This is a genomic window from Thermosediminibacter litoriperuensis (assembly GCF_008124715.1).
Taxonomy (GTDB): domain Bacteria; phylum Bacillota; class Thermosediminibacteria; order Thermosediminibacterales; family Thermosediminibacteraceae; genus Thermosediminibacter; species Thermosediminibacter litoriperuensis.
The window spans coordinates 1-13,342 of sequence record NZ_VNHO01000025.1; the positions used below are offsets into that span (position 1 = coordinate 1).

9 protein-coding genes are annotated in these 13,342 nt (G+C 54.6%); 7 read left to right on the forward strand and 2 right to left on the reverse strand.

Annotated elements, in window-relative coordinates; all coding sequences use genetic code 11:
• Nucleotides 1–187 precede the first annotated feature (187 nt).
• The 3 genes from cas6 (at nucleotide 188) to LZ11_RS09655 (ending at nucleotide 2,525) form a co-directional block, all read left to right on the forward strand.
• Nucleotides 188–940 (forward strand): CRISPR-associated endoribonuclease Cas6, encoded by a 753-nt coding sequence (gene cas6, locus LZ11_RS09645; RefSeq protein WP_148867678.1) that lies wholly within the window; start codon nucleotides 188–190, stop codon nucleotides 938–940.
• A gap of 25 nt (nucleotides 941–965) precedes the next feature.
• Nucleotides 966–1,286: a hypothetical protein gene (locus LZ11_RS09650; RefSeq protein ID WP_148867679.1), complete on the forward strand. Its 321-nt coding sequence runs from the start codon at nucleotides 966–968 to the stop codon at nucleotides 1,284–1,286.
• A gap of 102 nt (nucleotides 1,287–1,388) precedes the next feature.
• A complete protein-coding gene (locus tag LZ11_RS09655) occupies nucleotides 1,389–2,525 on the forward strand; it encodes a DNA methyltransferase (protein ID WP_148867680.1) in 1,137 nt (378 codons plus the stop codon).
• A 16-nt stretch (nucleotides 2,526–2,541) separates the two neighbouring features.
• Here the strand turns inward: LZ11_RS09655 and dnaE are convergent, their stop codons facing one another.
• Complete coding sequence (gene dnaE, locus LZ11_RS09660) at nucleotides 2,542–5,718, reverse strand: DNA polymerase III subunit alpha (RefSeq protein ID WP_148867681.1); 3,177 nt, start codon at nucleotides 5,716–5,718, stop codon at nucleotides 2,542–2,544.
• A gap of 159 nt (nucleotides 5,719–5,877) precedes the next feature.
• Between dnaE and LZ11_RS09665 the strand changes: the two genes are divergently transcribed.
• The 4 genes from LZ11_RS09665 to spoVT all read left to right on the forward strand — a co-directional run bounded on the left by LZ11_RS09665 (nucleotide 5,878) and on the right by spoVT (nucleotide 11,651).
• Nucleotides 5,878–6,291, forward strand: coding sequence for a hypothetical protein (locus LZ11_RS09665; protein ID WP_148867682.1), 414 nt, complete (start codon nucleotides 5,878–5,880; stop codon nucleotides 6,289–6,291).
• A gap of 48 nt (nucleotides 6,292–6,339) precedes the next feature.
• Entirely contained in the window at nucleotides 6,340–7,245 is a 906-nt protein-coding gene (locus LZ11_RS09670; protein WP_148867683.1) for a GerMN domain-containing protein, read from the forward strand.
• A 238-nt stretch (nucleotides 7,246–7,483) separates the two neighbouring features.
• Nucleotides 7,484–11,017, forward strand: coding sequence for a transcription-repair coupling factor (mfd, locus tag LZ11_RS09675; protein ID WP_148867684.1), 3,534 nt, complete (start codon nucleotides 7,484–7,486; stop codon nucleotides 11,015–11,017).
• Nucleotides 11,018–11,084: 67 nt separating this feature from the next.
• Nucleotides 11,085–11,651, forward strand: a complete 567-nt coding sequence (gene spoVT / locus LZ11_RS09680; protein WP_148867685.1) for a stage V sporulation protein T — start codon at nucleotides 11,085–11,087, stop codon at nucleotides 11,649–11,651.
• Between the two features lie 28 nt (nucleotides 11,652–11,679).
• Here the strand turns inward: spoVT and pckA are convergent, their stop codons facing one another.
• Nucleotides 11,680–13,251, reverse strand: coding sequence for a phosphoenolpyruvate carboxykinase (ATP) (gene pckA / locus LZ11_RS09685; protein WP_148867686.1), 1,572 nt, complete (start codon nucleotides 13,249–13,251; stop codon nucleotides 11,680–11,682).
• Between the last annotated feature and the right edge of the window lie 91 nt (nucleotides 13,252–13,342).

The window sequence follows — 13,342 nt, forward strand, 5'->3', positions numbered from 1 at the left end:
CTTTACATTCGTTTTTCTTAAAAATTTTCTTCGCCTTCAACAAAAAGCCGCTTTTAGGATGCATAACCTAAAAGCGGCTTTGTCTACAAGCTGGAGCTTTGATTAATTCAAAGCTCTTATTTTATTGGCAGGATATTGCCGGTAAAATGTCGAAGAAATAAAGTGAGTTTATACAGGCGGTGGCCTTATGAGGATGAAGCTTACTTTTAACTCCGAAAGCCCGGTGGCGCTACCGGTTCATTACAACCACATAATCCAGGGGATGATTTACTCAAACCTGACGCAGGAATTCGCAGAGTTCCTGCACGAGTGCGGTTTCCCCTGGGAAAAGCGCAGGTTCAAGCTCTTTACCTTTTCCAGGCTTGAGGGCAGGTTCAGGATGGCGGAAGGCGGCAGGATCGAGTTCGAACCACCCTTCCACCTCACAGTATCGTCGCCCCTGGAGCGCTTCCTGCGGGAGCTGGCGGGAGGGCTTTTGAAGAACGATGACCTTTCCCTCGCGGGCCGGCGCGTAGTGCTGGAAAACGTGACGGTTTACGGGCCTGTGGAAGAGCCCGACTTCGGCGACAGGATAAAGATTAAGATGCTCTCGCCGGTGGTGGCCTACAAAACCCTGGTCGAGGGCGAGAAAAAGAGGACTTTATACCTTACCCCGCTGCAGGAGGAATTTGGAGAACTCCTGAGGAACAACCTGCTGAAGAAATACGCGGTGCTGACCGGAGAAGAGCCGGGTGAACCGGAATTCGAGATCAAGCCTGCTTTCCCCTTGAGCGAAAAGTACTGCAAGAAAATAAAGTATAAGGATGTTATAATAAAGGGATGGATGGGCGTATATATCCTCAGAGGAGACCCGGCTCTTTTGAAAATAGCCTACGACGCCGGGCTGGGCAGCAAAAATTCCCAGGGCTTCGGGTGTTTTGATATTCTGGGAAGGGGTTAAAGGCTGATCTATAGGAGGGCTAAATATGAGAAAGTTGATCCGGGCGATGCTGCTTTCGCTCGTGGGGTTTATCCTGATGGAGGCCGGCAGGAGTTTTAACAGGGAGGTAAAAGGGGAAGGCAAAACCCGCGTGGATCTGAGCCCCCTTTACCTTGGTGGAATTCTGCTGCTTCTGACGGCGGCCGCTGCGGTAATAAAAGGGATGTGGCCGCTTATCGCGCTGGGAGGCCTCGCCTGGTACCTGTTCAAATCCCGGAAAAAAATACCGGGTGAAAGGCGAAAAGGTGAAGACAAAAGTATAGATATGGAATACGACGAACGCACCGGTACCTGGAAGCGAAGTTAGGATGGGGGGATTTAGATAAAAAGCACTGGCAGGATCATCAAATTTTTAACCAACCGAGCGGGAGAAACCCCGACGCGGATCGAATACATTGATGTCGGCGGGATGGAAGTACCCCGGTTCGTAGGCGAATTCTGGACTTCCCGGCAGCGGCAGGCTTCTTCCATCCACGAGATTTCCTACAGGGCCTGCTTTAAACCCCAGCTCCCTGCCTTTTTCATCCGGCTTCTGACCCGGAAGGGGGACGTGGTGTACGACCCCTTCAGCGGTCGCGGTACTACCGTCGTGGAAGCGGGGCTGCTGGGCAGGCGAGTTATATCCAACGATGTAAACCCTCTTAGCGAAATCCTGTGTCGTCCCAGGTTCTTCATCCCGTCGCCGTCCGAGGTGGAGGAAAGGCTCCGCCGGGTGCCGGTTTATACCGGAGCCCGGGCGGAGATGGACCTTTCGATGTTTTACCACCCGGATACCGAGGCGGAAATAGTTTCTTTGAGGAATTACCTCAACCGGAGAAGGCAGGAAGGGACGGAAGACGACGTCGACCGCTGGATAAGGATGGTAGCCACCAGCAGGCTGACGGGGCATTCGCCCGGCTTTTTTTCGGTCTATACATTGCCCCCTAACCAAGCCGTGACCCCCGAAAGGCAGGTAAAGATAAACGAGAGGCTGGGGCAGAAGCCCGAGTACCGGGATACCAGGGCCATCATCCTGAAAAAGACCAAGAGCTTGCTCAGAAGACTCGAACTCCGGGAAAGGCTCAACCTCTTAAAGGCCGGCAGGACGGGGCTCTTTTTATGCTGCGACGCCCGGCATACACCCAAGATCGAATCCGGGTCGGTAAATCTTACAGTCACTTCGCCTCCTTTCCTCGACGTGGTGGATTACGCCACCGACAACTGGCTCCGCTGCTGGTTTAACGGTATAGACCCCCAAGACATATCAAAGAGGGTGACGGTAGCCCGCGATCTGGCCGACTGGTGCGGCATAATGCAGGAGGTTTTTTGCGAGCTTTACAGGAAAACGGCGCCGGGGGGATGGGTGGCCTTCGAGGTGGGAGAAGTGCGAAGGGGATCCATCAACCTGGACGAATACGTGGTGCCCTTGGGCCTGAGGGCCGGATTTGAATGCCCGGGCATAGTGGTCAACCTGCAGCACTTCACCAAAACCTCCCATATATGGGGTATAGACAACAACAATTACGGGACAAACACCAACCGGATCGCGCTTTTCCGCAAGTGTTAATCGGACCTTACAGGCGCTAGCCTTCCCGGGCGGCTGCAAGACCGCAGCCTGTAAAAGGCCGGATTTCCTCCACCACCACGGTCCGGCGGCCGTCGTCGTTCAGGTCCACCCAGCCCGCCACCGATACTATGGAGCCCGTATAAATGTAGGGAGCAAACAGGCGCAGCTGCCGGGGGAAAATTACGAGCTCCACCGAGCCGGTGAGGTCTTCCAGCCTGGCGAACAGCATGCGCTCGCCGCTGCGGGTCCTGCCCGACCGGAGATCCAGCAGTATACCGGAGAGTCTGACCTTTTGCTTTTCCCCGATTTCCTCCACTTCCGATGCGGTATGGGTACAGATTTCGTCCAGCCCTTGTTTTATAAATTCCATCGGGTGGGCTGTAATGTAGTAACCCATCGACATCATCTCCTGGGCCAACTTCTGGCTGGGGGTGAAGTCGGCCAGGGAGAGGTCTGCGGCCAGGGTTTCAGCGTCCGGATCCTCGTTCAGGAGGCAGAGCTGGTTTTGGGGCTGGGCGGCGTGCCCGGAAAGCACCCATTTCAGGGAAATGAGGAGTGCGGGACGGGGTATGCCGAAGGAATCGAAGGCTCCCGAGAACACCAGGGATTCCAGAGCCCTGGCGTTTATGATCCTCCGGTCCACCCGGCGGCAGAAATCGAAAAACCCTGTAAAGGGGCCGTTCTCGCGGGCCCGCAGGATTTCCTCGATCCCCCGGGGGCCCAGGTTTTTTATCAGGGCGAGGCCGGTTCTTATGGCGCACTGGTGCGGTTCGCCCTCGGGCCTAAAACCCGCGCCGCTCCTGTTTATGTCAGGCAAAAGCAGACGAATTCCCCGGCGGCGGGCCTCGCACAGGTAAAGCTGCAGGCGCGACGGTGCGTCCATATAAAGGTTGAAGAGCGACGAAAAATATTCCAGGGGGAAATGCTCCCGCAGGTAAACGGTGCGGTAGGCCATGACGGCGTAGGATATGCTGTGGGACTTGTTGAAACCGTAGTCCCCGAAGGCCTCCAGGGTGGCGAACAATTCCCCGGCGGTATTTTCATCTATGCCCCTTTCCACCGCCCGCTTCAAGAACCGGGGCTTTTCCCTCTCTATCTCATCTTTTTTCTTTTTGGCGATGGCCCGGCGCAGCAGGTCCGCTTCTCCGGGCGTATAGCCGGCTATCAGGCAGGCTGCCTGCATGAGCTGTTCCTGATAGACGAATACGCCGTAAGTATCCCTGAGGACCGGTTTCAGGGCGGGGTGGATATACGAAACCGGTTTTCTGCCCTGGCGGCGGGCTATGAATTCTTCGGCCATGCCGCTCTTTAAAGGACCGGGGCGGTACAGGGCCAATACGGCGGACAGATCCTCGATGTTTCTGGGCCTTATCCTCCTCAGCATGTTCCTCATGCCTCCAGATTCCAGCTGGAAACAGCCTCCCGTATCTCCCCGGGCCAGGGCTAGATAGGTGCTTTCGTCGTCAAGGGGTATTTCCTCCGGTTTCATAGCGACGCCGTATCGCTCCTGGACCAGCTTCAGCGTCTCCCCGATGACAGTCAAAAACCTGAGCCCCAGCAGGTCTATTTTCACCAGGCCCAGCTCTTCCAGGGCGTACATGTCCGCCTGGGTTATTATCTCCTCCCCCGATGCGCGCTGGAGCGGCACGTATTCGGTAAGGGGCCTGTCGGCTATTGCCACCCCTGCCGAGTGCTGGGTCATATGGCGCGGCAGGCCCTGGAGCTTGCGGGCTATGGTAAAGGCCCGGCGGACCCCGGCGTCGTTTTTGACGAGGGATGCCAGGTGCAGGCTCTCTCTTAACGCATCCTCCAGATTTATGTGGGAGTAAGGGATGTGGGAGCAGGCGGCGTCTATTTTTTCGTAGGCAAGACCCAGGGCGCGCCCCGTGTCCCTGAACGCCGCCCGCGCCTGAAGGGTGGAAAATGCGCCCACGTGGGCGATTCGCTCCCTGCCGAAGCGGTGCCTTATGTATTCCAGCACTTCTCGCCTCCCCAGGTGGCACAGGTCGATGTCGATATCCGGCGGGCTTATCCTCTCGGGATTTAAAAACCTCTCGAAGATGAGGCCGTATTTTACGGGGTCCACGTCGGTTATGCCGAGCACGTAGGCTGCCAGGCTCCCGGCCGCTGAGCCGCGCCCTGCCCCTACGATGATTCCCCTTTCGCGGGCAAAATCCACGATGTCTTTGACTATGAGAAAGTAGCCAGCGTAGCCGGTGTTTTTTATCACCGAAAGCTCGTGCGCCAGTCTATCCCTCACCTCCTGCGGCAGCGGGCGACCGTAGCGCGCCATTGCCCCCTGAAAACAAAGCTTTCTCAGGTAGTCGTCGGCGCTAACCCCTTCGGGCAGGGCTATTTCCGGCAGTTTAGTCCCTCCCAGGGGAAGGCGTACATCACACCTCTCCGCTATGGCTACGGTGTTTTCGAGGGCCTCGGGGATCTCACGGAACAAAGCCTCCATTTCCGCGGGGCTTTTGAGGTAATGCTGGTTTCCCGGCAGAGACGCCGCTTCGCCCAGAGCGGAGAGGGTCTGGACCGCGAGCAGCACCCTGTGGGTTCCGGCGTCCGAGGGCTGCAGGTAGTGGACGTCGTTGGTGGCCACGAGCCCGATTCCCAGCCTTTCGGCGATGGACCTCATCCAGAAGTTGGCCTTTTTTTCGGCGGCGAGCCCGTGGTACTGGAGCTCCAGGAAGAAGTTGTCCCGGCCGAAGATGTCCGCATACTCTTTTGCCGCCTCCTCGGCAGCTTTTGCGTCTCCGCGAAGTATGAGATCCGCCACCTCGCCCCGGATGCAGCCGCTCAGAGCTATGAGACCCCTGGCGTGCGATGCGAGGAGCTTTTTGTCGACCCGGGGGCGGTAGTAAAAGCCGTCCACATGGGAACGGGTGACCAGGGAGAGCAGATTTTTCAACCCTTCCTGGTTTTCCGAAAGCAGCACCAGGTGGTGGGGCGATTCCTTCCCCCGCCTGCAGGTTATATCCTCGACCACGTATACCTCGCACCCCAGGATGGGCTTTACGCCCGCCTCCAGGCACAGCCTGTAAAAGGGGACCATGCCGTAAAGGCCGCCGTGGTCGGTTAGGGCTATGGCGGGCATAGCAAGTTCCGCCGATTTCTTTACCAGCAGGGGCAGGCGGCACAGGCCGTCGAGAAGGCTGTATTCCGAATGGACGTGCAGGTGACAGAAGCCCATGGGAATTCCTCCTGGCAAACATGTGTTTGTACATATTATATACTCGGCCGTCGTTTTTTAGAAGGGGAAAATTATGGTATTTACCGGCGTGAAATTTATGATTTTTGGCGGCCTTTATGGGATAAATTAATTATGACGCGAAAAATTGGAGGGAATGCTTTGGATCAGAGCGCAGGATACGGTGTGGCGGCGGGCCTTTTATCGGCCCTCTTTTCCCTGGTTTTAAATACGAAGCTGGCCAGGGTGGTGAAGGAGGAGGCGATAACCCTTGGGGCTCCTGTGTTTGAAGAAATCTTCAAGACGGGCATAGCAGCGCTGCTGGGAGGGGATATACTTTCGTCCCATGTTACCTTCGGCGTGGTGGAAGCCTTTTACGATGCAGCCCGGAGCCGGGGCGGCCGTTCGTACCTGGCAGGAGCCCTTGCCCTGCTGAGCCACGCCTTTTTCGGCGCCGCCGCGGTCCTGGTGGTGGACCGTTCCGGGAGCCTGGCCGCGGGGATTTTTATATCCGCACTGCTTCATATGAGCTGGAACCGTTGGGTCATGGGGGATAGGGTTCAACCAAAAAAATGAAAATAAGAACAGACTGGTGTTGAAGTAAATTGCAAGGAGTGATTGGCGATGAAAAAAATCCTGGCTGTGTGTCTTTTGCTCTGCCTCCTGGCGACCCTGGCCGCGTGCGCGCCGGGAAAACGAACCGCCAGGATAAACCTTTACTACAACAATGAGGATAACAGCAAGATCCTCATAGAGGAGAGGACCGTCGAGGTGCCGCAGGGCAAGACCTTGCCCCAGGTGGCTGTGGAAGAGCTGCTCAAGGGGCCAAAAAAGGAAGGGCTGAAGTCCAACATCCCGGGAAACACGAAACTTTTGGGCATTAAGGTGGAGGATAAACAGGCGACCGTGAACTTTTCAAAGGAATTCGGCAGTTTCCCCGGCGTGATGGCGGAGAGCTTTGCGGTGATCTCGGTGGTGAACACCCTGGCCGACCTGCCGGATATAGAGAAAGTGCTTATACTCGTGGAGGGGAAGGAGCTTACCGCACCCAGCGGCGCCCCTTACGGGCCGCTCGCCAGGTACGACATAGAAAAGATAAACCGGGACCTGAATAAGGTGGCGGTGACGCTGTACTTCACCGATGAAAACGCCATGTACCTGGAGCCGGAAGTCAGGGAGGTGGAAAGGGGCGAAAAACCCCTGGAGCAGATCGTGGTGGAGGAACTCATAAAGGGCCCCACAAAACCGGGTCTCTCCAGGACCATCCCCGAGGGGACGAAACTGCTGTCGATAGAGGTGAAAGACGGCATCGCCTACGTCAACTTTTCAAAGGAGTTTAAGGAAAATCACTGGGGCGGCTCCACCGGCGAGGCCATGACCATCAATTCCGTAGTGAATTCCCTCACGGAACTTCCCGGGATCGAGAAGGTCCAGTTCCTGATCGAGGGCAAAAAGGAAGGAACCCTTGCTGGTCACATGATCTTCAACGAACCTTTCTCCAGGAACGAAAACATCATAAAGAAGAAATAATGAAGATGCGCCGGGTTAAAAGCCCGGCGCCGGCCTGATTTATAAAATGCCCTGGCTGCATTGAGTTGCCATGTGATATAATATTGTATATAATATAATAGCCGAATCGGCTGAACTTAATAAAAGACCGGTAAAACGGCGATAATAATAAAAGCGACCGGCATAACCCTTAAAATAAGGGCTTGCCGGTATTTGTCAGAATATTAAAAAATATATTGGATGCTAAAGGGAGTAAAATATGGATATATGTTCCTTATCAAGAGAAATAACCGAATTTAATAAACTGGCCGGCGACCTGGAAAGGGGGCTGTCCGGGCTCTTCGCCTACGGGCTGTCGGATTCCCAGAGGGCTTTCCTGGTAGCTGCCGTCAGGAAAAGGATCTCAAAACCCGTGCTGGTAGTGACCGCCGATTCACTGGACGCCAGGAAGCTGGTCGACGACCTGTCGTATTTCCTGGGGACCGGGAACGTTGCCATGTTCCCGGCGAGCTCCGTGATACCTTACGAGACCGCCGCCAGGAGCCCGGAATTTACCGCCCAAAGGCTGAAGGTGATGGAATCCCTGGTTACCGGAAAACAGCCGGTGGTCGTGGCTCCGTTACAGGCTCTTACCAACAGGATGATGCCGCCCGAAATTGTTAAAAAATTCACAATAAGGTTCCGGGTGGGAGAGTCGGTGCCGCTGGAAGAGGCGGCTTTAAAGATTTCCTTCATGGGATACGAGAGGGTGGACACCGTCGAAGGCAGGGGGCAGTTCGCCGTAAGGGGCGGTATCCTGGATGTGTATCCCATGACGGTGGAAAATCCGTACCGCCTGGAGTTTTTCGGGGATGAGGTGGACTCCATCCGGGAGTTTTCAGTAGAGGACCAGCGATCTATGGATAAGCTGCAAGAGGTGTTTATATTCCCCGCCCGTGAAGTGGTGTTCGACAGAGAAACGGCCAAAAGCGCCGCCATAAGTATAGCCCGGGAGCTGGAGGCCAGGAAAAAGGCTTTTGAGCTTACGGGGTCTGCCCAGATAGCCGCACAGCTGGAGGAAAAGATAGTAGAACACATAGAAAAGCTGGAAAACGGCCAGTTTTTCGAATCGGCCCAGCTTTACATTTCCCATTTTTATTCGCGCCTTTCGTCTTTGACCGATTATTTCGCTTCGCCTCCCCTCGTGATACTGGTTGAGCCGGGGAAGATCGTAGAGAGCACCAAGACCTCGGCCTTTGAAATAGAAGAGACTTACAAGGGCCTTCTGGAAAAGGGGCAGGTGCTCCCTTCGGTTTCGGAAATGTATTTCACCCCTTTTGACATCCTGGAAAATCTGAGAAAGGCGAAAACCGTTTACATCTCCATGCTCCCCCGGATTCCCGGGGAATTCGAAATAGGCGGTCTATACTCCTTCCAGTTCCGTTCGGTTACCTCCTTCCACGGCAAGGTGGACCTGCTGGCGGAGGAGACAGCGCATTTGAAGAAAAAGGGATACCGCATCGTTATCCTTTCGGGAACCGGCGAGAGGGGAAAACATCTTAGCAGGGCCCTGAGGGAAAGAGGCCTTGACGCCGCCTTTTACGGTACTCTTGGTGAGGAACTGCTGCCGGGACAGGTGGTAATAACCCCGGGTTCTCTGGAAAAGGGGTTCCAGATTCCCGAGATAAAGTTCGCCTTGATTTCCGACCTGGACGTATACGGACAGCCCAAGATAAAGCAAAAAAGGCCGAAGGTGCGCACTGGGGGCAAAAAAATTACTGCGATAGAAGAGCTTTCGGCCGGAGACTATGTGGTGCATATATCCCACGGTATCGGCAGGTACCTGGGGATAGAGACCCTGGAGGTGGAGGGGCAAAAGAAGGATTACTTTGCCATCCAGTACGCCGGAGGGGATAAACTGTACGTACCTACCGACCAGGTGGAGATGCTCCACAAATACGTGAGTCCCGAGGACAGACCGCCGAGGTTGAACAAGCTGGGGAGCGGCGAATGGGCCAAGGCCAAAGCCCGGGTCAAGGAATCGGTAAAGGAGATGGCGAAAGAACTGCTGGAGCTTTACGCCGCCCGGCAGACCATGAAGGGCTTTGCCTTTTCGCCCGATACGGTGTGGCAGAAGGAGTTCGAGGATATGTTCCCGTATGAGGAAACGCCGGACCAGCTTACGGTCATTGAGGAAGTAAAAAGGGATATGGAGAGCGACAAATGTATGGATAGGCTCCTCTGCGGAGACGTGGGCTACGGCAAGACGGAAGTCGCCATGAGGGCGGCCTTTAAGGCGGTCATGGACGCCAAGCAGGTGGCGGTGCTGGTGCCCACCACCATTCTGGCCGAGCAGCACTACCGCACCTTTTCCGAAAGATTTGCCCCGTTCCCGGTAAGGGTCGAGGTGATAAGCCGTTTTAAATCAAAGGCTGAACAGAAGGCTATAATAAAAGACCTGAAGAACGGAGCGATAGATATAATTATTGGTACCCACAGGCTGCTGCAGAAAGATGTGAGGTTCAAAGATCTGGGGCTCCTTGTTATAGATGAGGAGCAGAGATTCGGCGTCGCCCACAAGGAAAAGATAAAACAGCTCAAAAAGAACGTGGATGTGCTCACCCTGACCGCGACGCCTATACCCCGGACATTGCATATGGCGATGACCGGCATAAGGGATATGAGCGTCATCGAGACTCCGCCGGAAAACCGCTATCCCATACAAACCTATGTGGTGGAGTACAGCGACTCCCTTATAAGGGACGCCATAATGAGAGAACTTTCAAGGGGAGGGCAGGTTTATTACGTCTACAATAGAGTAAATACCATCTATGAAGAGGCTAAAAGGCTCTCAGCTCTGGTGCCGGAGGCCAGGATAGCAGTGGCCCACGGACAGATGCATGAGAATGAGCTGGAAGAGGTGATGATGGATTTCTACGAGCACAAGTACGACGTGCTGGTGTGCACCACCATCATCGAGACGGGGCTCGACATACCCAACGTCAATACCCTTATTGTAATATCGGCCGACCGGTTTGGTCTTTCCCAGCTTTATCAGCTGCGGGGGCGCGTCGGCAGGTCCAGCGCCCAGGCCTTCGCGTACTTTACGTACAGGAAGGACAAAACGCTGAGCGAGGCAGCGGAAAAGCGCCTGGCGGCCATAAGGGATTTCACCGAATTCGGCGCCGGGTTCAAGATAGCACTGAGGGACTTAGAGATCCGGGGCGCCGGTAACATCCTAGGCGCCGAACAGCACGGCCATATGATGGTCGTGGGTTACGACCTCTACTGTAAACTGCTGGCCGAGGCCGTCCGGGAGCTCAGGGGAGAACCGGAAAAGGAAGAGGTCCAGCCCGTTATAGATCTCAAGCTGAGCGCTTACATCCCCGACGATTACATCCGGAATACCGCCCAGAAGATAGATATTTACCGGCGCATCGCTGCGGTAGAGACCCTGGAAGAGGCCGGCGACCTGGAAGAGGAGATAGAAGACAGGTTCGGGGATATACCGGAACTCACCAGGAATCTTTTATCCATAGCGCGCCTTAAAGTTCTAGCAAAAAAATTAAAATTGTCCAGTATTATCCAGCAAAACGATTTAATAACTTTCAAGTTTCAGTCCGCTTATGCTATGTCTCCGGAGCAGTTTTTCGCCCTCAGCACCGCCTTTCAAAATAGAGTAAATTTCCTGGGCACTACAGTGCCGGCCTTTACTTTTAAGGTCAGAAATATGTCCGGGCACAAACTGTTTTTGCGGATTCAAAAGCTGCTGGAAGAGATGGCGGAATTTCTACAACTTCCCTCCAATGAATAAAACAGGTTACTGGGTTGTATACTATTGGTGAGAGAATTGATGCTTTTGAATATAAGGAGGGACAACATTGAAAGCAACAGGAATTGTGCGACGTATTGACGACCTAGGGCGAGTCGTGATTCCGAAAGAAATCCGGCGAACCCTGAGAATTCGTGAAGGTGACCCTCTTGAGATATTCACCGACCGTGAAGGTGAGGTCATCCTGAAAAAATACTCCCCCATAGGAGAACTGGCGGATTTTGCGAAAGAGTACGCCGAAGCCCTCCATGATTCCCTCGGCCATATTGCCTGCATAGCCGATAGGGATGCAATAATAGCTGTATCCGGTACTCCTAAAAAAGAGCTCATCGATAAACCGCTGAGTTCAAACATGGAAGCCATACTGGATGAACGCAGGACCGTCCTCATAGATAGGACCAGCGAAAAGGAATACGTGAAGATCACCGCTGACGATGAGGACGGCAAGGTGAGATACACCAGTCAGGTAATCGTCCCGATTATCGCCGACGGCGATCCCATAGGGGCCGTCATACTGCTCTCCAAGGACCCGAACGTTTCGATGGGGGAGCTGGAGCTCAAGGTGGCCGAAACCGCGGCCGGATTTTTGTCGAGACAGATGAATATATATCAATAAAAAATAGCAGCGAAAAGGCTGCTATTTTTTATTTCGCCACCCTGGGACCGGCGGCGGTTACCTCCGGCCAGTCGATAGAAAACTTCTTGAAATTTTCAACAAAGCTCCGGGCTAGTTTCATCGCCGTCTCGTCATACGCCCTTTTGTCCCGCCAAGTATTTCTTGGATTGAGAATCTCCGGGGGCACGCCGGGGCACGTCCTGGGTATCATCAGCCCGAATACCGGGTCTTCTTCATACTCGACGCCGGAGAGTTTCCCGCTAAGAGCGGCTCTCACCATGGCGCGGGTGTAGTTGAGGTCCATTCTCTGCCCGACGCCGTAAGGCCCGCCGGACCAGCCTGTGTTTACAAGGAAGACTTCGGTGCTGTATTTTTTTATCTTTTCCCCTAAAAGTTCCGAATAAACCAGAGGTGACAGGGGCAGGAACGGAGCTCCAAAACAGGCGGAAAACGTTGCCTGAGGTTCCGTTACCCCGCGCTCGGTGCCTGCCAGCTTGCTGGTATATCCCGATATGAAGTAATACATCGCCTGTTCTATGGACAGCCTGGCGATCGGCGGCAGCACGCCGAAGGCGTCGGCGGTAAGGAAGATCACCGCACGAGGGTGACCTCCGGTTCCCGGTATCACCGCGCCGGGTATGTAGTCCACAGGGTATGCCGCCCTGGTGTTTTCGGTTATGGCGTCGCTGCCGTAGTCCGGCTCTCGGGTCGTATCGTCGAACACCACGTTCTCCAGCACCGTGCCGAATCTTATAGCGTGGTATATCTGCGGTTCCTTTTCCCTGGAGAGGTTTATGCACTTGGCGTAGCAGCCGCCTTCAAAGTTGAAGACGCCCTCGTCCGACCATCCGTGTTCGTCGTCGCCGATTAACAGCCTTTCCGGGTCGGCCGAAAGAGTGGTTTTTCCCGTGCCGGAAAGCCCGAAGAACAGCGCCGTAGAACCGTCCCGCCCCATGTTGGCCGAGCAGTGCATGGAAAGCACTCCTGCCTTGGGCATGATGTAGTTGAGCATTGTAAACACCGATTTTTTTATTTCGCCGGAGTAAAGGGTGCCGCCGATCAGCACCATTCTTTTTTCGAAGCTCAGTATGATGAAAGCCTCGGAATTGGTCCCGTCGATTTCGGGTTGGGCTTTAAAGCCGGGGGCGGAGATTACAGTGATTTCAGGGCAAAAGCCCTTTAGTTCCTCGCCGGCAGCCCTGATGAAAAGCTGTCTGGAGAAGAGGTTCTGGTACGCGTACTCGTTGACCACCCGCAGGGGGATCCGGTATCTGGGATCTGCACATACAAAGCCGTCAAAGACGAAGACGTCCCTGTTCTGGAGGTAGGCGGCCATGCGGCGTAAAAGAGCGTCGAATTTTTCGCGGGAAAAGGGCTTGTTGTTGCCCCACCATATTTCATCTCGCACCTGCGGTTCGTCGACGATGAACTTGTCGTTTGGTGAGCGGCCGGTGTATTTTCCCGTGTGGACTACCAGGGCGCCGTTGGATGCCAGAACCCCTTCGCCTCTGGCAACTGCTTCCTCCACCAGGCGGGGTACCGGCAGGTTGTAATGCACTTTCTTCAGGTTAGCCAGCAGCAGGGATTTTAAATTATCCATATTATGGTTCCCTCCCCCAGTTAGCGCTTTATTTTTTCTGATGCTAACAGCGCGTTATACAATATAATAATATTACTTAAAATAATCCTGT